This window comes from Paraburkholderia nodosa DSM 21604, from assembly GCF_000519185.1.
In the GTDB taxonomy this organism is placed as follows: Bacteria; Pseudomonadota; Gammaproteobacteria; order Burkholderiales; family Burkholderiaceae; genus Paraburkholderia; species Paraburkholderia nodosa.
In genome coordinates, this window is the sequence record NZ_JAFA01000009.1 from 112,084 (window position 1) to 138,226 (window position 26,143).

A 26,143-nucleotide genomic window follows, 5' to 3' on the forward strand; every position below is an offset into this window, starting at 1 on the left:
AAACCCGCACAATGCAGCGGTCCCAACCAGCCAGTGCCCAACCAGGCACGATGCCATGCTCGACCGCGACCTCAGTCTACCCGCCACGGGCCGCCCGGCCCGCCCGGCCCGCCCGGCCCGCCAGCAGCATCCCGCCAATCCGCCTGCGCAGCGTGGCGCCGCCCTGCCGCTCCTCGCGCTAGCCGTTGGGGCATTCGGTATCGGCACGACCGAATTCTCGCCGATGGGCCTTTTGCCCGTGATCGCCGAGGGCGTGCGCGTGTCGATCCCCAGCGCCGGCATGCTGATCAGCGCCTATGCCATCGGCGTGATGGTGGGCGCGCCGCTCATGACGCTTGCCCTCGCCCGCTGGCCGCGGCGCACCGCGCTGATGGCGCTGATGGGCATCTTCACGCTCGGCAACCTGCTTTCCGCCATCGCCCCCGACTACACCACGCTGCTGCTCGCGCGCCTCGTCACGAGCCTGAATCACGGCGCGTTCTTCGGCATCGGCTCGGTGGTCGCCGCGAGCTTCGTGCCGCGCGAGCGCCAGGCAAGCGCCGTCGCGACGATGTTCATGGGACTCACCATCGCGAACATCGGCGGCGTGCCCGCGGCCACTTGGCTCGGCGAGACGATAGGCTGGCGCATGTCGTTCGCCGCCACCGCCGGGCTCGGCGCGCTCGCCATCGCGGGCTTGTGGGCCGCGCTGCCGAAAGGCGAGGAGGGCGAAATGCCCAACCTGCGCGCCGAACTCAGCGTGCTCACGCGCCCGGTGGTGCTGGGCGCGCTCGCGACCACGGTGCTCGGCGCAGGCGCGATGTTCACGCTCTACACCTATGTCACGCCCACGCTCACGCATCTCACGAGCGCGACGCCCGGCTTCGTGACCGCCATGCTCGTGCTGATCGGCGTGGGCTTTTCGATCGGCAACGCGGTGGGTGGCCGTCTCGCCGACCGCTCGCTCGACGGCACGCTGCTGGGTTTCCTCGCGCTGCTGATCGTGGTGATGCTCGCGTTTCCGGCGCTGGCCGCGACGCATGTAGGCGCGGCGGCTGCCCTGCTCGTGTGGGGCATCGCGACCTTCGCGGTGGTCCCCCCGCTGCAGATGCGCGTGATGCGCGCCGCCCACGATGCGCCGGGGCTCGCCTCGTCCGTCAATGTCGGCGCGTTCAATCTCGGCAACGCGCTGGGCGCCACCGCGGGCAGCGCTGCACTCTCGGCCGGTCTCGGCTACGGCGCGGTGCCGATCGTCGGGGCGCTCATCGCGCTTGGCGGCGTTGCGCTCGTCATCGTCCAGATTGTCATGAACCGTCGCTCGCGCTAAATCACTATTCGCTTAGGTAACCCAATCATTTTTTTTGGAGAGCAACATGACCAGGATTCCCGCATTCGGCCTCGGCACATTCCGCCTGCAAGGCCAGGTGGTCATCGACTCCGTGCGTAACGGCCTCGAAGCCGGCTACCGCGCCATCGACACCGCGCAGATCTACGGCAACGAAGCCGAGGTCGGCGAAGCGATCGCCGCTTCCGGCATGGCGCGCGACGATCTCTTTCTCACGACCAAGATCTGGGTCGACAACTACTCGCGTGAAAAGCTGGTGCCGAGCTTGAAGGACAGCCTGAAGAAGCTGCGCATCGACGCCGTCGATCTCACGCTGATTCACTGGCCCGCGCCCAACAACGGCGTGCCGCTCGAAGAATTCATGAGCGCGCTGGCCGAGGCGAAATCGCAAGGGCTGACCGGACAGATCGGCATTTCCAATTTCAATATCGAACTGACGAAGCAGGCAATCGCGGTGGTCGGCAAGGACAACATCGCCACCAACCAGATCGAATTGAGCCCGTATTTGCAGAACCGCAAGCTCGTTGCCTTCCTGCAGCAGGAAGGCATTCACCTGACGTCGTACATGACGCTCGCCTACGGCAAGGTGCTCGGCGATCCGGTCATCGGCGCGATTGCCGAACGGCGCCACGCCACGCCCGCGCAGGTGGCGCTCGCCTGGGCGCTGCGTCTGGGCTACTCCGTCATTCCCTCTTCGACGAAGCGCGAGAACCTGGCCAGCAACCTGCTCGCGCAAACGCTGGAACTCACGGACGACGACATGGCGCAGATCGCCGCGCTCGAACGCAACGGCCGTGAAGTGAGCCCCGCTGGCCTCGCCCCGCAGTGGGATTAAAGCGCCGTGCCGCGCTACATCGACGACTCGAGCATGGCGCGGTAATCGTCTTCGGAGGCCTCGCGCGGATTGGTCTTGTGGCTGTGATCCTTGAGCGCGCCCTTGATGATCTCGGGGAACATATCAGCGCTCACGCCAAGCTGCGCGAGGCCCGTCGGCAGGCCAAGGCGCTCGGTCATCGTGCGCACGGCAGGCGCCACTTCGGCGCCGCTGCCCAGCCCCATTGCCGTCGCCAGGCGGTCGAGCTTGCCTTCCTCTCGCACCGAAGGCGCCTCTTCGTTGAACCGCAGCACCGCCGGCAGAAAGATGGCGTTCAGCGTGCCATGATGCAGACGCGGATTGATGCCGCCTAGCGAATGGCTCAGGCTGTGCACGCAACCCAGACCCTTCTGGAACGCAAGCGCGCCCTGCATCGACGCGCTCATCATGTTCAGCCGCGCCACGCGGTCGCCGCCATCGCGCGTCGCGCGCTCGATATGACGCCACGCGCGCCACAAACCATCCAGCGCAATGCCGTCCGCGGGCGGATTGAAGGCGGGCGCGAGGAAGGTCTCCATGCAATGTGCGATGGCATCCATGCCCGTCGCCGCCGTCAAAACGCGCGGCAGGCCCAGCGTCAGTTCGGGATCGCAAATCGCCACACGCGGCACGACGTAAGGCGAGATCACACCGACCTTGCGGCCATCGTCGAGAATCAGAATCGCGCCGCGCCCTACCTCGCTGCCGGTGCCCGCAGTCGTCGGCACGGCGATCACCGGGGCCGTCTTCGCCGTGATGTTCGCCGCGCCGCCTTCGATTACGGCGAAGCGCTGCAGCGGTCCTTCGTGCGTTGCGCAAACGGCGACGCCTTTGGCGAGGTCGATTGCCGAACCGCCGCCAACGGCGACGATGCCGTCGCACTCGCCCGCACGGTAGGCCGCCACGGCCTCGCGCACCGCCGCTTCGTTCGGATTGGACGGGGTGCCGTCGTAGATCGTTGCGGGCGCAACGCCTGCCAGCGCGCCAAGCACGCTATCGAGGACCCCCGCCGCACGCACGCCCTTGTCCGTGACGATCAACGGCCGGCTGATGCCCACACGTTCGCATTCGTTCTTGAGCAAACGAATGGCGCCAAAATCGAACTGGATCTGCGTGACGTAGTTGATGAGGGACATAGGATTGAGCTTCAGTTATAGTGAATTCGACCGTTGCGGCAACAATCGCTGACAACTGCAATTCGACTACCGCATTTCAGCCGCATAGTGCTATTGTTTTGGGCCAGTATAGGGAGACGCCCATTACGCGGTAATTGAGAAGATTTGATACAGCTATAACTTTTCCTCAACCCCATGACCCCGTCGCTCAATTCGATCATCTCCCGCCTCCATGTGAAGCAGCTCCGGCTTTTGATCGCGCTGGGCGATCACGGCTCGCTGCTGAAGGCCGCACAACAGGTCGCACTCACGCAGCCCGGCGCCAGCAAGGCATTGCAGGAGATCGAAACGACATTTGGCACCGCGCTCTTCAATCGCACCAATCGAGGTCTCGAGCCCACCGAGGCCGGACACTGCGCGATCCGCTACGCGCGCCTGATCCACACCGATCTCACGCATTTGCGCGAGGCGCTTGTCGGACTCTCGCGCGGCCGTGGCGGACGCGTAGCGGTGGGGGTCATCATGGGCGCGGTGCCGCTGCTGACCGATGCGATTTCCACGCTGATCGCGGCGCATCCGGAAATGTCGGTTGAAATCGTCGAAGACACGAGCGCTGCGCTCCTGAGCCAGATCGATGCGGGCAGGCTCGATCTGGCGATCTGCCGCACCACGGTCAGCCAGACGCCGCAGCACTACGAGAGCGTCAAGCTGCAGGACGAAACGCTCGCCGTGATCGCCAACGTGCGGCATCCGCTGCACCGCGCGAAGAAGCTCACGCTCAAGGACATGGAGAAGTACCGCTGGGTGGTCTACCGCGCGAACATGCCGATGCGTCTGCTGCTCGAACGCGAGTTTCGCGAGGCCGAACTGCGCTTTCCGATGCATCTGCTCGAAACGACCTCCGCGTTCGCCACGCTCGCGCTGCTGCAAGGCAATCCGTCGTTCGTCGCGCTGGTGTCCATCGACGTCGCGCAGTTCTTCGCCAGCCAGCAGATGGCCTGCATCCTGCCGCTGCGCCTCGCTTCCCGAAGCGAACCGTATGAGCTGGTCACGCGCGAAGGTGCGCCGCTCGCGCCCGCGGCGCGGCTGCTCATCGAAGCGCTGTGCGACAAGCAGGGCATCGAATTCTGAGTGCGTCGCAACCGAACCCGGAGAAACCCTGGCATTGACCTACATCAAATGCCTCCCGCACAATGAACCATATCGTGGACTTAACGTCCATATTGTGGACAAAACGAGAGCAACCGATGACGGACAAGCCCTATTCCCTCATGACGCCGTATCAGCTTCCATTCCCCAAGGAAGCGCAGCAGGAAATCGTCATTCCCCACGCCATTCCCACCGACGAGCGCGTGTGGGTGCCCCAGGCCGAGAACGTGTGGTTCCGCCCGCTGTGTCTGAACACGGCACAGGGCTACTGGATGAATTTGCTGCGCGTCCGTAAATCAGGTGTCCTGAGCAGGCATCGGCATCCGCAGGCCGTTCACGGCATGGTGCTCAAGGGCCGCTGGCGCTATCTGGAGCACGACTGGGAAGCGACCGAAGGCAGCTACGTGTTCGAGCCGCCCGGCGAAACGCACACGCTGTACGTACCGGAAGACGTCGAGGAAATGATCACCTACTTCCAGGTCAACGGCGTGATGTTCTATTGCGATCCGTGGGGCGACTACACGGGCTATGAGGACGTGTTCACGAAGATCGACCTGTGCCGCAAGCATTACGCGGCGGTGGGTCTTGGCGAGGACTACGTGGACCAGTTCATCCGATGAGCCGAGCCCAGTACGATTTCGCGGGGCGCGTGGCCGTCGTGACCGGTGCGGCGGGCGGCATAGGCCGCGCGATCTGCAACGCGTTCGCGCGCGGCGGGGCGCGCACAGTCAACTGGGACCGCGTTCCCGGCTCGCTGGACACGCATGATGCGCCCCGTCACATCGAAGCCGACGTCACGCGCCCCGAGACGATCGAAGCGGCGCTGGCAGCGACGCTCGCGGAATTCGGGCGCATCGACTACCTCGTGAACAACGCGGGTTTCGCTGGCTCGACCGTTGCACTCGACGCCTACGATCCCGCCGAATGGCAACGCATTGTCGACGTCAATCTGGTGGGCACCTATCACGTTTGCCGCTTCGTGGTGCCCACCATGCGCCGCGCGGGTTCGGGGCGCATCGTCAACGTGGCGTCGCTCGCGGGCAAGGAGGGCACGCCGAACGCGTCCGCCTACAGCGCGGCGAAGGCCGGCGTGATCGCGCTCACCAAATCGCTTGGCAAGGAACTCGCGCAAACGGGCATTCTCGTCAATGCCATTGCGCCCGCTGCCGTGGAAACGCCGCTGCTCGCGCAGATGTCGCCCGCCCACGTGCAGACGATGATCGACAAAAGCCCGCTCGGGCGTCTCGGCACCGTGGACGAAGTCGCCGACCTCGCGCTATGGCTTTGTTCGGATTCCTGTACGTTCAGCACCGGCGCGATATTCGACCTTTCCGGCGGCCGCGCCACGTACTGACGCCCGAACCGCCCAAACCAGAACACACGCACGATAACAGCCACAAGGAGACGACCCATGACCAAAAAATCGCAACGGCTTAAACGCACACAGACAATAGCCATCGCCTTTCTGACGATAGCGGGCATCGTGAACTATCTGGACCGCAGCACGCTTTCCATCGCCAATCATTCGGTGGCGGAGGAACTGCATCTGAACGCATCGCAAATGGGCTTGCTGCTTTCGGCGTTCTCGCTTGCCTATGCGTTCGCGCAATTGCCGGTGGGCGCGATGCTCGACCGTTTCGGCTCGCGCGTGATGCTCGGACTCGGCATGCTGGTGTGGTCGGTTGCGCAGGTCACGGGCGGCTTCATTCAAACGCTCAATCATTTTCTGGCGGCGCGCGTGGTGCTGGGCATCGCCGAAGCGCCGCTCTTTCCCGCGGGCGCCAAGGTCATTCATGAATGGTTCGCCGTGCGCGAACGCGGTGCGCCAACCGGTACGTTCGTCTCCTCCTCGACCATCGCACCGATGATCGCACCGCCGCTCCTCACCGTGCTGATGCTCACGTTCGGCTGGCGCCCGATGTTCATCATCATGGGCGTGCTGGGTGTGCTCGTCTCGCTCGGCTGGTATGTCGTCTATCGCAACCGCGATCAGGTCACGCTCACGACCGAAGAAACCGCATGGCTCGAAGACGGCGCCACTGAAGCACCGAAAAAGAGCGCGCTGAGCTTCGCCGAATGGGGCGCGCTGCTCAAGCAGCGCAACACGTGGGGCATGATCTTTGGCTTCATGGGCGTGATCTACATGGTGTGGCTCTATCTCACGTGGCTGCCCGGCTATCTGGAGAAGGAGCGCCATATCTCCATCGCGCATACGGGCTGGCTCGTTGCCATTCCCTATGTGTTCGGCACGATCGGCATGGCCAGCAGCGGCTTTATCTCCGATTACCTGCTCAAGCGCGGCATGGCGCCCATCCGCAGCCGCAAGTGGCCACTGTGCGTCGGGCTGATCGGCGCGGCGGCGTTCACCGTGCCCGCTGCCTACACGCCTAGCACCGCGCTCGCCATTACCTATGTTTCCGTGGCGATGTTCTTCGTGAACATGTCGAGCGGCGCGGCCTGGGCGCTCGTGAGCGTGGCGGCCCCGCGCCATCTCGTGGCATCGCTTGGCAGCATGCAGAACTTCGGCGGCTATTTCGGCGGCTCGTTTGCGCCGGTCATCACCGGCATCGTGGTCGACCAGACGCATTCGTTCGTGAACGCCCTGCTCATTAGCGCAGCGGTGGCGTTTGCCGCCGCGTTCGTCTATCTCTTCGTCGTCAGGGAAGTCGCTCCTGTAGGCGAGCGCCGGGCGGCAGCTACCCAACCCACCTGATTCCCCCCTTCATTCGCACTACGCATCATGACATTCAAGGACAACTTTCTCGCGGGCAAGGTCGCGCTCGTCACGGGCGGCCACTCCGGCATCGGCGCGGCCATTGCCAACCGCCTCGCGCAACTCGGTGCACGTACCACAGCCGCCGGACTGCCGCCTCCCGCCGGCACGCCGGACGTACTCGATACCGGCGTGCAACGCGTCTCGCTCGACGTGCGTTCGAGCGAAGACGTGGCGCGACTGATTAACGGCTTCGAGCGGCTCGATATCGTCGTGAACTGCGCGGGTGTGATCAGCCGCGGCGACGAGCACCAGATCGAGGCGTTCGAGCGCGTGCTCGACATCAATCTCAACGGCACCATGCGTGTGTGTTCGAGCGCGCGCGAGCTGCTCAAGGCTTCTTCGGGCTGCATCGTCAACACGGCTTCGATGCTGAGCTTTTTCGGCGGCGGCCTCGTGCCCGCCTATAGCACCAGCAAGGGCGGCGTGGCGCAGCTCACGCGCTCGCTCGCCATTGCCTATGCGCCCGACCATATCCGCGTGAATGCGCTCGCGCCCGGCTGGATCGCGACGCCCCTCACCCAGGCGCTGCAGGACGACGGTGGCCGCTCGCAGGACATACTCGAGCGCACGCCGATGAAGCGCTGGGGGCAGCCCGAAGAAGTCGCGAACGTGGCCGCGTTTCTCTGCTCCCCCGCCGCTTCGTTCATGACGGGCGCGATCGTACCCGTGGACGGCGGCTATCTGTGCGCCTGATCCGCTGGAATTGCGGGCATAATGGCGCCACACAGGGTGCCCGCAAGCTTGCCGATGTCGACCACTGATTCCCCCGCCACCTCCCAACCCGGCGACGCCAAGAGCGTTGCCGGCACGGCCGCCTTTTCGAAGTTCATCGCCGTGCTGCAGCTCATCGCCGACGCCAGCACGCCGCCGAACATCGCGAAGCTCGTGGCCGCGAGCGGTTATCCGCGCCCGACCGTGCATCGCATCGTCGCCGCGCTGCAGGCCGAAGGGCTCGTCGCGGCGGTGGGTGGCGGCAACACGTTCGCGCTCGGGCCGCGTCTCGTGAATCTCGCGAGCCGCAGCTGGGAGCGTTCCGACCTGCGCATCGCCGCCGTCGACGCGCTCATGGAACTGCGCAACACCACCTCGGAAACGGTGCACCTCGCCGTGCCCAGCGACGGCGCCATGGTGTACATCGAAAAGCTCGAAAGTCCGCACGCCGTGCGCATGGCCTCGCGTATCGGCACGCGCGTGGCGCTCACGTCGAGTTCGGTCGGCAAAGCCTGGCTCGCCACGCTCACGCCGGACGAGCGCGAGCCCTTGCTGGCGCAGGCGCCGCGCGTGCGCTTCACCGAGCATACGATGACCGACCTCGGCGCGATCCGCGACGAGATCGAACTCACGGCGCAACGCGGCTACGCGGAAGACCGCGAAGAAAACGAGCAGTCGATCTGGTGTTACGGCGCGGCGATTCTCGGCGCCGACGGCCACGCAGTGGGCTGCGTGAGCGTCAGCATGCCGATGTTCCGCCGCCAGGCGGACGCGCAGCGCAGTTACATCGAACCCCTGCTCGCCGCGTGCCGCACCATTGCCGCGCGGCTCGGGCCGGTTTGCGTGCGATAACTCAACGGCACTACGTCAGCAGGGCTGGCCTACTTCGCCTCTTCCACGCGCCGCTCATCGGTGTTGCTGGGATATTTCGCCTGCCCGAAGCGGATGATCAGCACGCCCAGCGCGATCAGCACGATCGCGCCCGCGGAAGCCAGCAAATGCAGCTCCGTGTTCGCGCCCGCGCGCAGGATGAGGTCCCGCGCAATCGACACCATGGCGATGTAGAGCGGGAAGCGCACCGGCAGCTGCCCCGCCTTGAGATACTGCCCGACCATGGCGAAGATCTCGAGGTAGAGAAACATCAGCAGCAGGTCGGTCAGCGTCACGCCGTCCGAATGCACCATATGCCAGATCAGCACGCCCATGGCGGCCACGGTGCCAATGCCGATGATCAACAGGCCGAACAATTCGGCCAATTCCATGGCGCGCTCGAGGCGCTCCTTGATCGCTCGCTGCAGAGCGTTCTCGTACTTCATCTTCGCGGTTTCCCCATGACACGGTAGGGGGATAGTAGCGCGACAAGATGAAAGTTCGAAAACGCGAAAAAAAATCCGCGCGAGCGCGAAGGGAAATCAGGGCGAAGGCGCGGCGGCGCGCAGGTCGTCGAGCACGGCGCGGGCGAATTCCAGTTGCGTGACGAGCGCGGGCGAAGCCGGCCGGATCGGCATACGCGTTTCGTGCGACAGGATCCCGTCGAGCGCCAGCATGGCCTTGATCGCGCTTGGGTTCGGCGCGGCGAACAACAGGCGCAGCACGCCCTTGAAGCGCGCGAAAAGCCGGGCCGCCGCCTCGCCGTAACCCGCCTTCACGAGCGCGTGCACATCGCGCAGCAAGTCCGGGCAAATGTGCGCGCTTGCGAGTATGCCGCCCGCGGCGCCCGCTTCGAGACACTCCAGAAACGCTTCGTCGGTGCCGCAAAGCAGCGAGATGGGCAGTTGCCCCAGCGCGTTGAAGCGCTCGCTCGCGCAAGCCTTGATCGCCACGATATTGTCGATTTCCGCCAGTTCGCGCACCGTTTCGACTTCGATCGACACGCCTGTGCGATGCGGCACGTCGTAGAGCACCAGCGGCTTCGACGTGGCGCGCGCGATCTGCCCGAAGTGCCATGCGAGCCCTGCCTGGTCCGGGCAAACATACGACGGCGGCGGAACGAGAAAGCCCGCCACGTCCCACCTTTCCAGCGTGCGCAGCTCCTGCACGAACGCACGCGTGTCGCTGCCGCCCAGGCCCGCGATCACGGGCACGCGCCCCGCTGCGACCTCCGTGATGGCTTGCAGCACGGTCACGCGCTCCACGTCGTTCAGGAGCGCCGACTCGCCGGTCGTGCTGAGCGCGACGATGCCGGCAACGCCGTCACTCGCGTATTTGTCGGTCAGGAGTTCCAACGCCTCGACATCCACTTCGCCGTCACGCAGCGGCGTCACGATCGGCAACCAGATTCCCTCGAACATATCAGGCCCCCTTGTTGCCGATGCGCGGGCGCAACGCGCCGATCGTAGCCTGCGGCACGCTGCCTATCAGCGTATGCATCGTGAAGTCGATGTCTTCGGGCGCGATATCGAGTTGCACACGCATGGCGCCGCGCACGAAGGCAGTTTGCGCGACGTAGACGCCGAGCGGCGAATGAAGCAGCGCCGCGAGATGCGCCCGCGCGGCTTCTTCGGTATTTGCGGTCAGCATGACTTCGAGCCAGGCACGCGGGGCCCGCAACGGAACGACCTTTGCAAGCGGGCGCGCACGCGGCGCCACGATCTCGTTACGGGGGATGGGATTTGCGCAAGCCATGAGATTTGAATTGCTATTCGCAGGTTGTGAACACAACTTCAGCGTATTACCGAACGCGTAAAACCGGTGTTAAAAATAGCGGGGAGTCGTGTCTAAATTTCACATGCCTTGTGCGAGTTGGGGATTCAACTCGAGATGCAGCACGACGAGCCAGCGTCGCGGGCACGCGTTGGCAATTTCGAATTGCGCTTCGGGCGCACCTCCACCGGTTCGCGCAGGTCCAATGAATCCCTGCTTCTTTGCCGCAGCCCACGCGGCGCGCGCATCGGTCACCAGCCAGTTGCTGACGAGCAGGCACGTAATGCAACTGAAGATCACCGTCTCGAAGTCCGAAATGCCCGGATCGATTTGCTGGGTAACGTAGCCGAACACGGCGGTCAGTATCTGGTCCACGGAAAACGTGAGAAGCGCGAGCTTCAACCAGCCTCGAAAGCGCATCGGCATGATCAACGGGGAAACACAGGATTGAACGGCGGGTGGCAAAACATGGCAATTCCCTCGGCGGATTCGACGCGCCAGTGTAGGCGTGGCGTTCTTCGTCGCACAAGAAAAAATGCCGTAAACAAACGCCGCATTTACACGCCGGCGGCCAATTTTTTACGGCTTGTTTACGCGCCGTTCGCTACGATCATGCTGATCCGCAATTTCCCGGGCCATTTCGTGTTGAAACTCCTCATTCCCGTCATCGACCGGCACGGCGCAGCCGAAGCCGCACGCCACAGCGCGTTTCTTTTCGCCGAACGCGGCATGGTGGAAGTCGAGATCGTGGAGACGATGCAGCAAGCCGCGGCGAGCAACGGCGCCCGCAAGCGCAGGCAACGGCACAGCCGCGACATGCTCGACGCCACCTGCGCGATTCTCAAGGACGCAGGCGTGCCGTACCGGCTGCGTCACGCGCCCGGACCCGCGGAGCGCAGCATTGCAGCGTGCGTGGAATGTGGCGGCGCGGATATCGTTCTCGTGGACGCAAGCCATCTCGGCTTTCTGCGCAAATGGATGATGCTCGCAAGGCTCAGACGGCTTTGCAGCGTGCCCGTGACCTTGTTGCATTGACGGCGTATCGGTCCCATCGCATGCGTAACATCTCTTCGCCGATTCGGCGCACCTTGAACGCCGCACGCGCCAACAGTACTCAAAAGCGCGCGTTGCTGCGCGTGTGCGCGTTGATTCTGCTGATCACTCCCATTCTGACTTCGGCGTTCGCATTTTTCGCATTTTCGAATCACCCCGATTTCGCGCTGGGACTCACGGCATTCTTCTGCTTCATGTGCTGCACGCTGCTTGCGGTCTGGATACGCTCCGACGCGCGCCATGCGTGGTCGCGAGCGCGAGAGTCGGGCTTCGTGCAGCCGGCCGCGATTCGCCCTGGCCGTGCCGTGCGCGTCGCGAGCGCCTGCCCTTCGCGGTGGCTCGTTGTGCTGCATGTGGAACTGCACGGAGGCATCGTCGCGGCGCGCTAGCGGCGCCCAGCGTCAACGGGAGATCACGCGAGATCAACGCGTCGTCATCGCTGCGTTACCGGCAAACCGGCAGCTCCGCAGCGCGTGCCCTTCGCTGACTCGCGGCGGCCGAGTTATACGAGTCCATATTCTGCGCCGCGTACCGGTACTGCTGATCCACAATGGTGTACTGCTGGAGTTCGCGGCTGCATCGATCGCTCGACGAGCGCGTCTGGCATCGGCGCACGGTGGCCAGCGCCTGGAGCCGCGGAGTAGCGCCCGCGAACCGGTATGTTCGGAAACGTCCGTTGGGCACATTACGCTGCCGCGCCGCGCAATGCGGACTACGATATCGTCAGTGAATTGGGCAACCTGGCAACGGAGGCTCGATGGCCGCGCGTTTGACGATCGCACCGACGTCATGCTCGCCCGGCAGGCGCTCGGTGACGCCAATGCTCACCGTAAGCGGGACAGGCTTACCCAGTCGCAACTTATGCTCGAAGTCCTGCCGCTCGATGGTGAGGCGCAATTCCTCGGCCACGGCCGTTGCCTGCTCGATATCGAACTCAGGCAGTGCTGCGACGAACTCTTCGCCGCCCGCGGACGTGGCGCTTTATCGGGCCAAGGACAGCGGACGCAACCGCGTGGAAGTTGGCTAACGCGCGCCGCAATCGCATCGCCTTCTTTCGCCAAGGAGCCTCTAATGGACAGAATCGCGCTGGCCTGTGTGGCCGTGCTGGGTCTTTTGCTGTTTGGCCTCGGCGCGTCCATTTCCATGCTTCGCTTTCGCGAAGGCACGCTCTCTGGCTGCGCGCCGGACCCGGCTAGCCTGCTGCACAAGTGCATCCGCGCGCATGCGAACACTGCCGAATATGTGCCCTTCCTGGCCATGCTTTTTCTCTATCTGGGCGCGCGCTCGCCCTCGCCTGTCACGCTCGCGCTGATCGTGGCCGCGACCGTCTGCAGGTGCCTTCTCGTGGTCGGGCTGATCGCGTTTCCCTCAATGGCGAAGCCCAATCCCGCCCGATTTCTCGGCGCACTCGGCACTTACGCCGCCGGCATCGCGCTGAGTTTCGCATTGCTGCGTTGAGTCGAGGACGTGAGCCGTCCGCGGCCATGCTGCCTCCTTCGCTGTGCACGCAACGTCATCGTCGGTGTTCACTACCTCCCGGTTCGTGTTTCCATTCAGGCTTCAATTCGATGTGCAGGCGCACGAGGCCGCGCGCGGCATGCTGCGCACCGTGGCGGCCCAAAACGCGAGTGCCAGCAGACTCATAGCCGCGCCCAGCGTACACACACCCTGCCACCCCGCCGCGGCATACGTCGCCGTCGTGCCGATCGCGCCAAGCCCGCTGCCAACCGCATAGAACAGCATGTAAAGGCTCACGAGCCGGCTATGCAGTTGCGCGTTGCTGCGAAGAATCAGGCTTTGATTGGTCACGTGCAACGCCTGGCCGCCCAGATCGAGCAGCACGATGCCGACCAGCAGCATCCCTAGCGAATGTCCCAGCATCGAGAGCGGCCACCACGCCAGCAACAGCAGCGCCAGCGCGGCAGCACTGGTGCGCTGACCCCAACCACGGTCGGCCCATTGGCCGGCGCGCGCGGCCGCTAGCGCGCCCGCCGCCCCGGCTATGCCGAAGGCCCCGATCGCCGTGTGAGAATAATTGTAGGGCGGCGCACTCAACGGCAGCACCAACGCGCTCCAGAAGACATTGAGGGTCGCGAACATCAGCAGCGCAAGCACGCCGCGCGTCTGCAGCACGCGATCCGAGCGCAGCAACGCGAACATCGAGATGATCAGTTGTCCATAGCTCATCGTAGCGGGCGCGCCGCGCGGCAGTTTCGGCAGCCGGCGCCACAGCGGCACGGCCAGTGCAAGCATGATGGCGGCGGAACAGCCATACACGCCGCGCCAACCGGCAAGATCGCTCACGCCGCCGGAGAACACGCGAGCCAGTAGCAGGCCGATGAACACGCCACTGCCCGCTGCGCCCACCACGCGCCCGCGCTCGTCGGGCGCGGCGGCGGCGGCCGCATAGGCGATCAACCCCTGCGTCATGGCCGTGCCCAGCATGCCCACACCCAGCATGCCGGCCAGCAGCATCGCTACGGACCGCGCGAGACCGACCACGCCCAGCGCGCCCGCCAGCGCCAGCAATTGCGCGATCATCAGGCGGCGGCGCTCCACCCTGTCGCCCAACGGCACGAGCAGCAGCAACGCCAGCGCGCAACCGGTCTGCGTCGCCGTGACCACGCCGCCAACGGCGGCGCGGGTAATGGCGAAATCGCGCGCCAACGCGTCCAGCAAGGGCTGAGCATAGTAGACATTGGCGACGCTCAAGCCGCTGGCCGCGGCGAACAGCAGTACGAGGCCGCGCGGCATCGGCGCGCGCGGCCGCACAGGAGCGCCGCGGGCCGACGGTGCAAGCGCAACGGGATCCGCTTCCATGATCTTCAATCCAGTTTCAAAACAAAACTGATTGAATGGTATGCCGACCAGTTTTAAAATGCAACTACGTGAGGCGTACGCGTTTCGTCGTCAACATGGACTGGAAAGAGGAAATCGTCATGGCAAGCCGCAAATCCATGCAGAAGGAGACCTGCCCCGTCGCGCGCTCGGTCGACGTGATCGGCGACCGGTGGTCGCTGATGATCCTGCGCGACATCTTCGACGGCATCTACCGCTTCGGTGACATTCAGCGCAATCTGGGCGTGGCGCGCAATATTCTGTCCGGCCGCTTGAGCCATCTCGTCGAGGCCGGCATTCTCGAAACGCGGCCTGCCTCCGACGGCACGACCTATCAGGAGTACGTGCTAACGAAGAAAGGGGAAAGCCTCTTCCCCGTGATCGTCGCCCTTCAGCAGTGGGGCGAGCGTCATTTGTTCGAGCGCGGCGAACGGCATTCGTGGTTGATCGACAAAGCAACGGGCAAGCCGTTGCTTTCGATGTTTCCGCAGACCCGCGAAGGGCACGCGCTCACCCCTCACGACACCGTGGTCAAGAAGCCCGCATGACGCCCGCCCGGCTTACATGGCCGGGTCGATGGGCGAAGGCGGCGCGCCGCGTTCCTCGATGGCCTGGCCAGCCAGCAGACACAGGTCTTCGCGGAAGTGCCCGGCGACGATCTGCACGCCAACCGGCACGTCCTTCACCATGCCCGTGGAAACAACGAGTCCCGGCAGGCCCATCGCAGGCAATGCGCGCATGGTCAGCTGGGCGTCCCACACGCGCTGGAATCCCGCCGCGCCCTGCATGTCGAGGTTGTCGGGGAACGGCAGTTCGCCCGAAACCGGCAGCAGCAGCACGGGATAATCCGCCAGGAACAAGCGCCATGCGCGCGTGAGCGTCGTGCGGCGCACCAGCGACGGGACTACCACGTTCTCGGGCATCGCCGCGACCTTGGCCCGCACGCCGTCCACCACGGCCTGCGCGCCCGGGTCGCCGTCGCGCGCCACGGCGTCGGCGAGCGCCGGGAAGCCGTCGCCGAGCCACAGGCGTTCCTGCACTTCCCCGGCGTCACGCAGGAGCGGCACGTCGTCGATCTGTTCGACCGTCCAGCCCGCGTCGGCGAGTCGGCGGCCTGCGTCGAGCAAGGCGTCCTCCACCTCCTTCGTGATGCTCATGCCGCCCGGGCGCAGGCAGAGCGCCACGCGGCGCGGCACGTCGGGCCCGATGAGCGGCGCCGGCGCCCACCAGGGGTCGCGCAGGTCGGGCGCGGCAAGCGCCGCTAGCGCCACGCGCAGGTCCTCGACCGTGCGCGCCATCGGGCCAGCGCCCGACATCATCTGCGCGCCGATCGGCCGCTCGGGCGACGACGCGTTGAACGCCGGCACGCGCCCGATGCTGGGCCGCAGGCCATGCACGCCGCACGCATAGGCCGGGTAGCGCACCGAGCCGCCAATGTCGGTGCCGAGCGCGATATGCCCGATGCCGGCCGTGACCGCCGCCGCCGCGCCGCCGCTCGAGCCGCCCGGCGTAAGCGACGGATTGCGCGGGTTCTTCGTATGCCCGTGGACCTGGTTGCTCGTGAACCAGCGCAGCGCGAAAGTCGGCGAATTGGTGCGGCCGAGCAGCACGGCGCCCGCGCGCACGAGGTTTTCGACAGCGGGGCTGTTCACCTGCGCGATCAGATCCTTTTGCAGTCGCGTGCCGTTGGTCGTCGCAAAGCCCGCCTGGTCGATGTTGATCTTCGTGGTGACGGGCACGCCCGCGAGCGGCCCCGGGTCTTCGCCGCGCGCTATCGCCGCGTCGATCCTGTCGGCTTGATCGAAGACCCATTCGGGCCGGTAGTCGATCACCGCGTTGATGAGCGGATTGACGGCTTCGAGACGCTCCAGCGCGGCCTTCGCGGCCTCGCGTGCAGACACCTCGCGCGCGCGAACCCGCTTGGCGAGCTCAGTTGCGGATAAACGCCATAGTTCAGTCACGATCCCTCCGGTTCGTTAGCCAATTGAGAATGGCCAGGGCCTGTTCAGGCGCTGGCCGATAACGTCTCGACACGCCGCCGGTCGCGCAGAACCGCTAGCGCGAGCGCCGCGAGTCCGCACGCCGCGATGAGCGCGAGCAGCGCCGCGCGGCCGCCGTGCACCAGCACCCAGCCGCCGACGCTCGGGAACCCGAACGCACCGACGAAGTACGCCGCGACGAACCACGTGAGCGCGGCGCGGCGGTGCGCGGCAACGGAGTCGTTGACGGCCTGGAGCTGGACGATCGGGTAAGCGAGCCCGTACCCGGTGCCCAGCAGCACCGCGGCCGCCGATTGGAACAGCACGTGAAACGGCACGACGAACATCGCCGCGCTGCCCATCACCATCATGATGAGCAGCACTTTCGTCGCGGTTTCGGAGCGCATCTTGATGACCACGCGCGAGAGCAGCCAGCGCGTGGCGATGACCGTCACCGTGTAGACGCTGAAGAAGGTCGTCGCTTTCGCCTCGGTGCCTTGCACGAGCGACATCTGGAACGTCATGAGGCCCGAGAACACGCAGCCGCCCAGGGCGATGATGATGATGGGATACACCGCGCGCGTGCGGGCGATCTTGCCCATCTTCAGCAGCCACGGGTCCGGCGAGGCCGGTTCTTGCGTCGCGGTACTGGAGCGCACTTGCGGCGCGAGCCGGCCGAACAGCTCGAGCAGGACGGCCGCCAGCACGCACAGGCCGCCGATCGTGTAGAGCACGCCGCCAAGCGGCATGCGCCAGAAGCGGATCGCAAAGCCCGCGAGCGCCGGACTGCCGCCGATGCCCGTCATCTGCATGGTGGCGAAGCGGAGGAACCACAGGCCGCGCTCGGCGTCGTTCGTGCGCTCGGCGAGCGCCATGGGCGCGGCGAGGCAGAACGCGCCCCAGCCGAGGCCCACGAGGAAGCCGGGCACGACGTCGAAGCTGCTCACGTGCTCGACGAGCGCGAAGCTCACCACGCCCGCGCCCACGCAGAGCGCCGCGAGCGCGGCAATGCGCGCCGCGCCCACATGCTGGGCAACCCAGCCCGTGAGCGAGACGCCCACGAAGGTGCCGAGCGCCGCGCCCGCGAGCGCCACGCCGGTGTTGATGTCGTTCCCGCCGATGGCGTGCACGCGCATGGAGAACAGGAACGTCGCGCCATAGCCTGCCGATGCGAGCAGGACGCCGACGAGCATGATGAGGGCACTGAATGGGCGCACGGCGGGACTTCCGGACGATGACGGAAGTCTGCAGATTATCAGTCCCTGTACCCAGCGCGGCATTCAGGTGCTCCTCGGGTTCGATGTCGGTGGCAGCTGCGTGGCCGCGCGGGTGGAAGCGCTTCCACCCACACGGCCGGCGCGGGCCGGTTACCTGGCGTCCTGCTGCGCGTGCTCTGCCGCGTCGATGATCGCCTCGGCCACGGCCTTCGGCTGGCTCAGCATCGAAACGTGGCTGCCGTTCACGCGCGTCACCTTCGCGCCGATATGCTTCGCCATCGATTCCTGCAGCGCGGGGTCGATCATGCGGTCGCGCGTCGTCACTACGAAATACGAAGGCTTGTCATGCCACGCGGCCTGCGTGACCTTCTGTGAGAGCGCGCCGCTGAACCACGGGCCCTGCGTGGCCGCCACGATGCGTTGCTGCACGGGCGGCAGGTCGGGCGCGAAGTCCTGGCGAATCGCCTTGTCGGAGAGCGTCAGGTAGCCCGCTGAATCTTTGTGCAGTTCGCTCGCCCAGGGCGCGTCCGGCTGGCCCTGCGTGATATCGGCGATCGACTGGCCGTTGTCGGGCGCGAAGGCCGCCACGTACACGAGCGACTTCACCTTCTCGTCGTTGCCCGCTTCGCTGATCACGACACCCGCCCACGAGTGGCCGACCAGCACCACCGGGCCCTTCTGCTGCTCGATCACGCGCTTCGTTGCGGCCGTGTCGTCGGCGAGCGAGCTGAGCGGGTTCTGCACGGCCACGACGTGCAGGCCCCGCGCTTCGAGCAACGGAATCACGCGGCTCCAGCTGGAGCCGTCGGCAAACGCGCCGTGCACCAGCACGACGTTGGTGCCTTTCAGGTCCTGCGGCGGCGCGGCGTGCGCCGCTTGCAGCGCGAAGAGGCCGCCGAGGAGCGCCACGGACGTGAAAATCTGCTTGATCGAAGCCATCGTTTTTCTCTCTTCTCTTATCGGGTCGTTCGTTGGGTCGGGAAAGGCGGATTACGAATGCGCGTAGATCGGGCCGAGGCCGGGGATATCGTCCTGCGCGGCGCGCGCGGCCTTCGCGGCGCGATGCGGCACGCGCGGAGCGGACGCGTCGGACGAGCCGTCCGCCACACCGCCATACGACGACGAAGCGGATTGCTGCGCGACCTGCGTGGCTTCCACGCGCGCCAGCGCAGCCTGGATGTTGCTCGGGTATTGCGTTTCGTCGGCGGCCGGGTTGTAACCGGCTTTCTGCAGCTGCACGAGTTCGGCGCGCACCTGCGCACGGGTGACGGGCTCGTTCGACTGAGCGAACGAAAGAACCGGGGCGGCGGCGAGAGCAGCGAGGGCGAGGAGCTTGAGGGCTTTCATGACGTTCTCCAAAGAGGAATGAGGTGGACAGCGATCGGGTTCAAACCGGGTTCGGTTCAGCGCGAGTGGTGTATCGAGCTGGCGTAGGGGTATTTGAACGTCCGGATGTATCTGCCGTGTTTCCGTTTGGGGCGCGGTTTGCATATGAACGTGTCCGAAATGCGCGCAGATACATTGCGCTACAAAAAGCCCGCCACGATGCGCGGCGCGGGCCGCAACGCAAACGCCGCCGGGTCCGCGAGGGCCCGGCGGCGTGGCATGGCGTGGCGCGTATCAGCCGAACGTGAAGCTGTAGACGTGCGCGCCCGGATCGAGAAAGCGGATCTCGAAGGTGTGATCCCCAATGCGGCCGGACTGGCGCACGAGCTGATACAGGCGCGCGCTGGTGGCGACGCCGCTGCCGTCCGCTGCGACGTCGGCGCCGTGCGCGGCGCCCGGCGGCGCGCCGTCGATGCTGATGCGAAAACGCACGGGCTTGCCGTCGGCGGTGGGCGCGAGCACCAGATGCAGGTCGCGCGCATGGAAGCGATAGGCGATGCTCGCCTGCGGCGCGCCCGCCACGGCGGACTCGGCGCCCACGTTCCACTGCCCGCCGAACGCCCACTGGTTCAAGCCGAGCTGCCCCGGCAACGTGTACGCGGCGGCCGTATCGGCCTGCACGCGCTCCGGGTTCGCATTGCCCTGCGCCTCGCGATACCCCACATAGGTTTCGCCCGAGCCGATGTCGCGCGGATCCGCGGGGGCCAGTGCGCCGCTCGCCTGCGGCGCTTTCGGCGTAGCCGAGAGCGCGGCGCGGCCGTTGTCGGCTAGCAACTGCTGGATCGCCTGCTCGGCCTGCGCGTAGTCGCCTTCGCCGAAGTGGTGATAGCGGACGCGGCCCTCGGCATCGACGAGATAGAACGCCGGCCAGTACTGGTTGCCGAAGGCGTTCCAGATGCGGTAGTCGCTGTCCACGGCAACGGGATAGCGGATGTCCAGGTTGGCCAATGCCCGCTTGACGTTGCCCGTGTCGTGCTCGAAGCCGAACTCCGGCGTGTGCACGCCGATCACGACGAGACCGTCGTTACGGTAGCGGTCGGCCCACGTCTTAAGATACGGCAGGGTTCGCAAGCAGTTGATGCACGAATAGGTCCAGAAGTTGACCAGCACGACCTTGCCGCGCAGCGCTTCGGGCGTGAGCGGCGCGGAATTGAGCCACGCGTTCGCGCCGTCGAGCGCCGGCAGGCGGCCTTCCACGGCAAGATCGACGGCGGGCGCCGGGGCCGGCAGCGACACGCGCTCGATGTGGGCCGCTTGTTCGTCTTGTACCGCTGGGCGTGCCTGGGCTTCCCGCTCCTCCTGACGCGCCGGCTCCGCGCTCGGCGTTTGCCGTGCCGCAGCGGGGCTCGCAAGCAAATCGACGAGGCGCGCCTCCACGCCATTGGTCGGCGCGCCCGGCACCAGCGCAAGCAGGCGCGTATCCACACCCAGCGCGATCGCGCCGACCGTGAGCAGCACGAGCGCACCCATCGCGCGCCGCACATGCTCGCCCACGCCGAGCGAGCGCTTGAGCGCAGCCATCGCGCGATGACCGAGGCCCGCCACCACCGCGAGCGAACTGGCGGCGCCCACGGCATAGGCCGCCAGCGCGGCCCACGTCTGCCAGGTCACGCCGTGGCGTGCCGCGCCGGTGATGATGAGGCCGAGGATCGGCCCGGCGCACGGCGCCCACAGCAAGCCCGTGGCGGCGCCGAGCAGCACGGCGGAGCCGATGCGGCGCGACGCGCCGTCGTCCTGCGAGCGCGCCATGAAGCGGTCGGCGAGCGCCGTGAGCGGGCCGGAGAGGCGCGTGGCGAGCGCGGGAAAGAGCAGCGCCGCGCCGAACAGCGCGAAGAGCCCGAGCGCGATCCAGCGGCCGTACTCGCTCAACTGCGCCGCGCCGTTCAGGCCGGCGGCGCCGAGCCCCGTGAGCAGCGCGAACGTGAGCGCGAGGCCGAGCAGCATGGGCAGCCGGCCAGTCAGAAAAGGCTCATCGGAACGTGCGAACACGAACGGCACGACCGGCAGGATGCAGGGGCTCAGGACGGTGAACGCACCGCCCACGAATGCGATGACGATGAGTAACATGAGTTCGGTCTCCAGACGAATGTCGGCGGACTTGCCATGTGGCGTATTTCAGCGCGGGCATGTATCCGGGGAATGTCTGGAACGCAGGCGTCGTGCATCGTCATGTATCGCGAAAGCGGCTGGATACAGACGGATACAAACCCGCGCAACGCGCGCAGCGGCGTGCGCGAGACTGGGCACGCGCAGTGGACGATTTGTATCTCTACGTATCGCGCCCCGGCGGCGACACACTACGTTTCAACAGTGCCGCGAGCGGGACACGAGCCAGATACGTGGGAGCGTTCCAATACGCTCGTCGTCCACACAAGGAGAACGCTCATGATCTCTCGTCTCAAGATAGCCGCTGTCGCCATCGGCCTCGCCGCCACCGCCGGGCTCGCCGCGTACGCTTCGGGCGAAGCGCCGTCGGGCGGCTCGGCCGCGCTGCAAACCGGCGCGCAGGCGCCCAACTTCACCGGCATCAACAACTGGCTCAACAGCCCGCCGCTCGACCTCAAGCAGTTGCACGGCAAGGTCGTGCTCGTCGACTTCTGGACCTTCGACTGCATCAACTGCGTGCACACGATCCCGCACATCAAGGAGCTGGACGCGCGCTATCGCGACAAGGGTCTCGTAGTGGTCGGCGTGCACACGCCCGAGTATTCGTTCGAGCGCGACACCGGCAACCTGCAGAAGGCCATTAAGCAATACGGCATTACGTACCCGGTCGCGCAGGACAACGGTTACGCGACGTGGAACGCCTATGGCAACCAGTACTGGCCGGCGGTCTACCTCATCGACCAGAACGGCAAGCTCGTTTATACCCACTTCGGCGAGGGCGACTACGCGCAGACCGAGCAGAAAGTTCGCGATCTGCTGGGCATTCAGGGCAAGCAGGGATGATCGGCTGGCGCCGCCGCTCCGGCTTGCGGGGCGGCGGCGATCACACGGCGCTACGCTACGTATTCGCCGATACCAGCAGCAGCATCGGGCGTTCGAGTTCCTCCGCCAATGCAGGCGTTTGCTGAACCTGCTCGGGCGTCGGCGCGAATTCATTCACACGCTGAATAGAAAACCCCGCGTCGATCAGCGTATTGAGCGTGGTGCCCAGCGTGCGATGGTATTTCAGCACGCCCTTGACGAACCAGTCGGTGCGGCGCTCGCCCTCCATGGCGTAGCCGTTGACAGGCCAGGTCTTGCGGCCCCGCTGGTCGCCCGCCTCGCCGCTGATCCAGTGCGGGTTCGCCGCCGCCATATACACGGGATGCTCGATCGTGAAGACGAGTTGGCCGGCGCTTGCGAGCGCGCCGCGAAGGGTACGCACGAGGCGGGTGAAATCCGCCACGTAATGAAAGGCCAGCGCGCTGTACACGAGATCGAACGCCTCGCCGGGCAGACTCAGCGTGTCGAGATCGCCGATACGGTACTCGATCGCGGGGTCCGTCGTATCTGCCCTCGCGCGCGCAATCATGCTCTGCGAAATGTCGATGCCGAGCACCGAGGCTGCGCCCTGCTCGCGCATCCAGCGTGACGCCCAGCCGAAGCCGCATCCCAGATCGACCACGCGTTTGCCGCGCAGATCCGGCAGCAGCGCGCGAATTGCCGGCCATTCGGGCGCGCCTTCGAGCCCCAGCACCTGGCGCGGGAGCTGGCTGTAGCCTGCGAGGAATGCCGGATCGTCGTAAATATTCTGCGCCATGTTTTCCCTGCGAGATCGCGAACGAAGAGACCGACTATACGCGTAACATGCGCGCGTACCCGCAAAAAGGGAGAAGACCGATGTGGACGCCCGCGAGCCCGGCGTCGCTCAATATGCTGGACGAGCGCCCTGAAACACTCAGAGATGCCGCGTTTCCCGAGGCGGATTGCCCCAGTCATTCGCGAGACCGTTGGCATAGGAGATCGGTGCATCCAGCGCTTCGTTCAGGTCGAAGTCGTCGATGCACATGATATTCACGTTGATGTAAGGGTAGCCCGTCCCGTTCGGCATATCGACGCGGTCGAACACGTGCACGCCGCAATGTTTGCAGAACGGATGATGGGCTACCGGGTTGTTCCCTTCGTAATGCGTGAGATCGCTTTCGCCCGAGAGCAGAACGAAGGCTTCCGGGCGAACCTGGACGAGCCAAAGACGGAGTTTTCCGCAGAAACTGCAGTTGCATTTTCCCGTGCCCTTGCTGAAATCGATTAGGGCTTCGAACTTCACCGACTGGCAATGGCAACTTCCACGGTATGTCCGCTGCATGGGGCTCTCCCGATCCGTTTGAAGACGACTGCGGGATTATGTCACCGATCCTGAATCAGGAGCCCTGGCATCCCGTCAAGGCGCGAATCGCGTAAACACGTAGTCGCGATCCTTCACCTTCGAAGCGTGGCACGCAAAACAGGTTTGATGCTGCGCCGCGTTGGCCGGCACGCCGTTGATGAAACGCCCGTACCCCCAGCCGCCCGTCGACGCATAGCGGCGCGAGTCCTTCACCATCACCTGCACGGTCGTGGGCTGGCCCGGCACCGTGGCCGGCCCGAAATCGTCGGACTGCTTACGCTTGTACGCAAGCTTCACGAGGATCGTGCCGTCGGGATACGGCAGCGTCGAATTCTCGATGGCCTTGATCGCAACCGGATTGCCGAGCACCACGCGCAGTTCGTCGAGCGGCGCGGCCTCCTCGGCCGGCGCGATCATTTCCCACTTGCGGTAGCCGGGCGGAACCGTCACGCCGTAGATCGGCGAAGCGGCCTGCCCCGGCGCTTGCGCGCCTTGCTGGGCCCATGCGGCGGGACCCTGCGCGAGACCCGCGAGCAGTGCGAGCGCGAGGGGCGCGCGATGCCTGAAAATACGGGCTTGCATCGCGGCCCCCGTCACAGATGCGTGACTTGCAGGATGGCCTGCGCGAACTCCTTGGGCGCTTCCTGCGGGAGATTGTGGCCGATGCCGCCGTCGAGATTGCGGTGCAGGTACTTGCCCGTGAACTTCTTCGCGTAAGCGGCCGGCGCGGGATGCGGCGCGCCGTTGGCGTCGCCTTCGAGCGTGATGGTCGGCACGGTGATGGCCGGCGCGGCGGCGAGACGCTGCTCGAGGCTGTCGTACTTCGCTTCGCCCTGCACGAGGCCGAGGCGCCAGCGGTAGTTGGAGATCACGATGGCCACGTGGTCCGGATTCTGGAAGGACGCTGCACTGCGCTCGTAGGTCGCGTCGTCGAAGTTCCACTTCGGCGAGGCGAGTTGCCAGATCAGCTTGTTGAACGCGTCGCGATTCGCGGCATAACCCTGCGCGCCGCGCTCGGTCGAGAAGTAGAACTGGTACCACCACTGCAGCTCGGCTTGCGGCGGCAGCGGCTTGCGGTTCGCCTCCTGGCTGCCGATCAGATAGCCGCTCACGGAGACCATCCCCTTCACGCGCTCGGGCCACAGCGCCGCGACGATGTTCGCCGTGCGCGCGCCCCAGTCGTAGCCGCCCAGAACGGCCTGATCGATCTTCAGGGCGTCCATGAACGCGATGAGATCGACGGCGGTGACGGCCTGCTGGCCGTTGCGCGGCGTGTCGTCCGAGACAATGCGCGTGCTGCCGTAGCCGCGCAGATACGGCACGAGCACGCGATAGCCCGATGCGGCCAGCATCGGCGCGACCTCGACATAGCTATGGATGTCGTACGGCCAGCCGTGCAGCAGGATCACCACCGGGCCGTTTTTCGGACCCGCCTCGGCGTAGCCCACGTTGAGCAGGCCCGCGTTGATCTGCTTGAGCGGGCCGAACGATACGCCGTTGCCAGTGCGCGTGTTGCCTTCCGCGCCGCCAGCCGACTGTGCGTGCGCGAGACCGCCGAATGCGAAGTCCGCGAGCGTGAGGCCGGCAAGCGACGTGCCGAGAAGGCGACGGCGCCGGACATTGACGGGATCTGACATGACCACTTCTCCTTGTTGTGCATGCAGGCCGCGCCCGAACGGCTTGGCCTCGTTGATGAGCCGGCGGCAGCGGATCGTTCGATTCGGTCGATCGCGCTCGCGGCGGCAGGCAAAACGCCCTGGTGAATTTATAACCGGGCGGGAAAAGCGCCATGTATCCCAATGTGTCTGTTGCAAGCGCGTACACAAAACAAATCAAAAAAGCGTCGGCGTGGCAGGATCGATGCGACGCGAGCGGGACGCAAAAGCGGCTAGTTTGTATCGCAATGTATAAGCGCAGAGCGCAGACACATACCCTTGCAAAACGCGGCGTTCATGAAACACGGCAGATACGTCCGGTGGTTTTAATGCATCAACGCCGGAACTTGCTGATGACCGGACGGATTTCCAAACCCTTCCCAGGAGAAAGTCATGAACGTATCGAAGCTCGCCCTCGCCTTTGCCGCCAGCGCCGCAGTCCTCACCGCCGCTCCGGTCTTCGCCGCCATGCCCGCTCAATCGAGCGCGGCGCAACCCGCGGTTCAGACAGGCCAGGCATGGACGCCCGCCAGCAATGCGGCGAACGCAAAGATCACGCGTGCACAGGTTCGCCAGGAACTGGTTCAGGCGCAGCACGACGGCCAGCTCGCCGCGCTCCAGCAGCTGTATCGCGGCAGCTAAATCCTTGTCCCCACGACGCTAACCTCAGGAGATAAACACCATGACCCAGGCAGAAAAAGTGCTGTACACCGGCAAGACCCACACCACCGGCGGGCGCGACGGCGCGGCCCGCAGCGAAGACGGGCGTCTGGACGTTAAGCTCTCGCCGCCCGGATCGAGCGCGCCGGGCACGAACCCGGAGCAGATGTTCGCGGCGGGCTGGTCGGCGTGCTTCATCGGCGCGATGGGCCGCGCCGCCACGAAGCTCGGCACGACGCTGCCGCGCGACGTGGCGGTCGACGCCGAGATCGACCTCGTCAACGCCGACGACGCCTTCAAGCTGCGCGGCCGCCTGAACGTGACCCTGCCGGGCGTCGATCGCGAGACGGCGCAGCGCATCGTCGAAACGGCACACCAGATCTGCCCATACTCGAAGGCGACGCGCGGCAACATCGACGTCACGCTCAGCGTGGTCGAGGCGTGATCGCGTAGCAGTAGAATGCAAAGAAGC

General features: G+C 65.7%; 31 protein-coding genes. 15 read left to right on the forward strand and 16 right to left on the reverse strand.

The genetic code is table 11. From position 1 onward, the window contains the following. Window positions 1-55: 55 nt before the first annotated feature. A complete protein-coding gene (locus A3CW_RS46375) occupies window positions 56-1,306 on the forward strand; it encodes an MFS transporter (RefSeq protein ID WP_081771675.1) in 1,251 nt (416 codons plus the stop codon). Window positions 1,307-1,352: 46 nt separating this feature from the next. Beyond that, the gene (gene dkgB / locus A3CW_RS0115200) at window positions 1,353-2,159 is read left to right on the forward strand and encodes a 2,5-didehydrogluconate reductase DkgB (RefSeq protein ID WP_028204341.1); all 807 of its coding nucleotides are present in this window, start codon (window positions 1,353-1,355) and stop codon (window positions 2,157-2,159) included. 14 nt (window positions 2,160-2,173) lie between these two features. On the opposite strand, the gene A3CW_RS0115205 is transcribed toward dkgB, so the two are convergent. After that, the gene (locus tag A3CW_RS0115205) at window positions 2,174-3,313 is read right to left on the reverse strand and encodes an iron-containing alcohol dehydrogenase (RefSeq protein WP_028204342.1); all 1,140 of its coding nucleotides are present in this window, start codon (window positions 3,311-3,313) and stop codon (window positions 2,174-2,176) included. 174 nt (window positions 3,314-3,487) lie between these two features. On the opposite strand from A3CW_RS0115205, the gene A3CW_RS0115210 reads away from it, so the two are divergent. From A3CW_RS0115210 to A3CW_RS0115235, 6 genes are all read left to right on the forward strand, one after another. Further along, window positions 3,488-4,423: a LysR family transcriptional regulator gene (locus A3CW_RS0115210; RefSeq protein WP_028204343.1), complete on the forward strand. Its 936-nt coding sequence runs from the start codon at window positions 3,488-3,490 to the stop codon at window positions 4,421-4,423. Window positions 4,424-4,539: 116 nt separating this feature from the next. Then, window positions 4,540-5,061, forward strand: coding sequence for a 2,4'-dihydroxyacetophenone dioxygenase family protein (locus A3CW_RS0115215; protein WP_028204344.1), 522 nt, complete (start codon window positions 4,540-4,542; stop codon window positions 5,059-5,061). Continuing rightward, window positions 5,058-5,795 (forward strand): SDR family NAD(P)-dependent oxidoreductase, encoded by a 738-nt coding sequence (locus A3CW_RS0115220; protein ID WP_028204345.1) that lies wholly within the window; start codon window positions 5,058-5,060, stop codon window positions 5,793-5,795. The genes A3CW_RS0115215 and A3CW_RS0115220 overlap by 4 nt, the downstream gene beginning before the upstream one ends. Before the next feature lie 57 nt (window positions 5,796-5,852). Beyond that, entirely contained in the window at window positions 5,853-7,154 is a 1,302-nt protein-coding gene (locus A3CW_RS0115225; protein ID WP_028204346.1) for an MFS transporter, read from the forward strand. A 27-nt stretch (window positions 7,155-7,181) separates the two neighbouring features. Next, window positions 7,182-7,910 carry an SDR family NAD(P)-dependent oxidoreductase gene (locus A3CW_RS0115230; protein ID WP_028204347.1) on the forward strand — a complete coding sequence of 243 codons (729 nt, stop codon included), beginning with the start codon at window positions 7,182-7,184 and terminating at the stop codon, window positions 7,908-7,910. 54 nt (window positions 7,911-7,964) lie between these two features. Next, on the forward strand, window positions 7,965-8,780 hold the full coding sequence (locus A3CW_RS0115235) for an IclR family transcriptional regulator (RefSeq protein ID WP_028204348.1): 816 nt from the start codon (window positions 7,965-7,967) through the stop codon (window positions 8,778-8,780). 29 nt (window positions 8,781-8,809) lie between these two features. Here A3CW_RS0115235 and A3CW_RS0115240 read toward each other — a convergent pair whose 3' ends face one another. The 4 genes from A3CW_RS0115240 to A3CW_RS0115255 all read right to left on the reverse strand — a co-directional run bounded on the left by A3CW_RS0115240 (window position 8,810) and on the right by A3CW_RS0115255 (window position 10,973). Then, window positions 8,810-9,244 (reverse strand): phosphate-starvation-inducible protein PsiE, encoded by a 435-nt coding sequence (locus A3CW_RS0115240; RefSeq protein WP_028204349.1) that lies wholly within the window; start codon window positions 9,242-9,244, stop codon window positions 8,810-8,812. A gap of 96 nt (window positions 9,245-9,340) precedes the next feature. Beyond that, window positions 9,341-10,219: a 4-hydroxy-tetrahydrodipicolinate synthase family protein gene (locus A3CW_RS0115245; RefSeq protein WP_028204350.1), complete on the reverse strand. Its 879-nt coding sequence runs from the start codon at window positions 10,217-10,219 to the stop codon at window positions 9,341-9,343. Window position 10,220: 1 nt separating this feature from the next. Further along, on the reverse strand, window positions 10,221-10,448 hold the full coding sequence (locus tag A3CW_RS0115250; protein WP_245623649.1) for a hypothetical protein: 228 nt from the start codon (window positions 10,446-10,448) through the stop codon (window positions 10,221-10,223). Between the two features lie 204 nt (window positions 10,449-10,652). Then, entirely contained in the window at window positions 10,653-10,973 is a 321-nt protein-coding gene (locus tag A3CW_RS0115255; RefSeq protein ID WP_245623650.1) for a hypothetical protein, read from the reverse strand. A 66-nt stretch (window positions 10,974-11,039) separates the two neighbouring features. Between A3CW_RS0115255 and A3CW_RS0115260 the strand changes: the two genes are divergently transcribed. Then, entirely contained in the window at window positions 11,040-11,606 is a 567-nt protein-coding gene (locus A3CW_RS0115260) for a hypothetical protein (protein ID WP_245623651.1), read from the forward strand. Between the two features lie 53 nt (window positions 11,607-11,659). Then, on the forward strand, window positions 11,660-12,013 hold the full coding sequence (locus tag A3CW_RS46380; protein WP_245623652.1) for a hypothetical protein: 354 nt from the start codon (window positions 11,660-11,662) through the stop codon (window positions 12,011-12,013). 334 nt (window positions 12,014-12,347) lie between these two features. Here A3CW_RS46380 and A3CW_RS0115270 read toward each other — a convergent pair whose 3' ends face one another. After that, the gene (locus tag A3CW_RS0115270; protein WP_028204354.1) at window positions 12,348-12,533 is read right to left on the reverse strand and encodes a nucleotidyl cyclase domain-containing protein; all 186 of its coding nucleotides are present in this window, start codon (window positions 12,531-12,533) and stop codon (window positions 12,348-12,350) included. A gap of 162 nt (window positions 12,534-12,695) precedes the next feature. On the opposite strand from A3CW_RS0115270, the gene A3CW_RS0115275 reads away from it, so the two are divergent. Then, window positions 12,696-13,082 (forward strand): MAPEG family protein, encoded by a 387-nt coding sequence (locus A3CW_RS0115275; protein WP_028204355.1) that lies wholly within the window; start codon window positions 12,696-12,698, stop codon window positions 13,080-13,082. Window positions 13,083-13,184: 102 nt separating this feature from the next. Here A3CW_RS0115275 and A3CW_RS46385 read toward each other — a convergent pair whose 3' ends face one another. Then, window positions 13,185-14,444 carry an MFS transporter gene (locus A3CW_RS46385; RefSeq protein WP_035513049.1) on the reverse strand — a complete coding sequence of 420 codons (1,260 nt, stop codon included), beginning with the start codon at window positions 14,442-14,444 and terminating at the stop codon, window positions 13,185-13,187. 119 nt (window positions 14,445-14,563) lie between these two features. Between A3CW_RS46385 and A3CW_RS0115285 the strand changes: the two genes are divergently transcribed. Then, window positions 14,564-15,010, forward strand: a complete 447-nt coding sequence (locus tag A3CW_RS0115285; RefSeq protein ID WP_028204356.1) for a winged helix-turn-helix transcriptional regulator — start codon at window positions 14,564-14,566, stop codon at window positions 15,008-15,010. Between the two features lie 12 nt (window positions 15,011-15,022). Here the strand turns inward: A3CW_RS0115285 and A3CW_RS0115290 are convergent, their stop codons facing one another. From A3CW_RS0115290 to A3CW_RS0115310, 5 genes are all read right to left on the reverse strand, one after another. Further along, window positions 15,023-16,423, reverse strand: coding sequence for an amidase family protein (locus tag A3CW_RS0115290; RefSeq protein WP_028204357.1), 1,401 nt, complete (start codon window positions 16,421-16,423; stop codon window positions 15,023-15,025). A 44-nt stretch (window positions 16,424-16,467) separates the two neighbouring features. Next, a complete protein-coding gene (locus tag A3CW_RS0115295; RefSeq protein ID WP_028204358.1) occupies window positions 16,468-17,658 on the reverse strand; it encodes an MFS transporter in 1,191 nt (396 codons plus the stop codon). 150 nt (window positions 17,659-17,808) lie between these two features. Beyond that, a complete protein-coding gene (locus tag A3CW_RS0115300; protein ID WP_028204359.1) occupies window positions 17,809-18,597 on the reverse strand; it encodes an alpha/beta fold hydrolase in 789 nt (262 codons plus the stop codon). A gap of 51 nt (window positions 18,598-18,648) precedes the next feature. Beyond that, entirely contained in the window at window positions 18,649-19,005 is a 357-nt protein-coding gene (locus A3CW_RS0115305; RefSeq protein ID WP_028204360.1) for a DUF4148 domain-containing protein, read from the reverse strand. A gap of 273 nt (window positions 19,006-19,278) precedes the next feature. Beyond that, on the reverse strand, window positions 19,279-21,111 hold the full coding sequence (locus tag A3CW_RS0115310; RefSeq protein ID WP_028204361.1) for a cytochrome c biogenesis protein DipZ: 1,833 nt from the start codon (window positions 21,109-21,111) through the stop codon (window positions 19,279-19,281). 318 nt (window positions 21,112-21,429) lie between these two features. Here A3CW_RS0115310 and A3CW_RS0115315 point away from each other — a divergent pair, with 318 nt between their 5' ends. After that, window positions 21,430-21,993 carry a thioredoxin family protein gene (locus tag A3CW_RS0115315; protein ID WP_028204362.1) on the forward strand — a complete coding sequence of 188 codons (564 nt, stop codon included), beginning with the start codon at window positions 21,430-21,432 and terminating at the stop codon, window positions 21,991-21,993. A gap of 55 nt (window positions 21,994-22,048) precedes the next feature. Here A3CW_RS0115315 and A3CW_RS0115320 read toward each other — a convergent pair whose 3' ends face one another. From A3CW_RS0115320 to A3CW_RS0115335, 4 genes are all read right to left on the reverse strand, one after another. After that, the gene (locus tag A3CW_RS0115320) at window positions 22,049-22,789 is read right to left on the reverse strand and encodes a class I SAM-dependent methyltransferase (RefSeq protein ID WP_028204363.1); all 741 of its coding nucleotides are present in this window, start codon (window positions 22,787-22,789) and stop codon (window positions 22,049-22,051) included. Between the two features lie 138 nt (window positions 22,790-22,927). Next, window positions 22,928-23,335, reverse strand: a complete 408-nt coding sequence (locus A3CW_RS0115325; RefSeq protein WP_028204364.1) for a GFA family protein — start codon at window positions 23,333-23,335, stop codon at window positions 22,928-22,930. A 75-nt stretch (window positions 23,336-23,410) separates the two neighbouring features. Continuing rightward, window positions 23,411-23,938: a cytochrome P460 family protein gene (locus A3CW_RS0115330; RefSeq protein WP_028204365.1), complete on the reverse strand. Its 528-nt coding sequence runs from the start codon at window positions 23,936-23,938 to the stop codon at window positions 23,411-23,413. Between the two features lie 11 nt (window positions 23,939-23,949). Beyond that, entirely contained in the window at window positions 23,950-24,993 is a 1,044-nt protein-coding gene (locus A3CW_RS0115335) for an alpha/beta fold hydrolase (RefSeq protein WP_028204366.1), read from the reverse strand. Between the two features lie 411 nt (window positions 24,994-25,404). Here A3CW_RS0115335 and A3CW_RS0115345 point away from each other — a divergent pair, with 411 nt between their 5' ends. Then, window positions 25,405-25,653: a DUF4148 domain-containing protein gene (locus A3CW_RS0115345; RefSeq protein WP_028204367.1), complete on the forward strand. Its 249-nt coding sequence runs from the start codon at window positions 25,405-25,407 to the stop codon at window positions 25,651-25,653. A 40-nt stretch (window positions 25,654-25,693) separates the two neighbouring features. Beyond that, a complete protein-coding gene (locus A3CW_RS0115350; protein WP_028204368.1) occupies window positions 25,694-26,116 on the forward strand; it encodes an organic hydroperoxide resistance protein in 423 nt (140 codons plus the stop codon). Window positions 26,117-26,143: the final 27 nt, after the last annotated feature.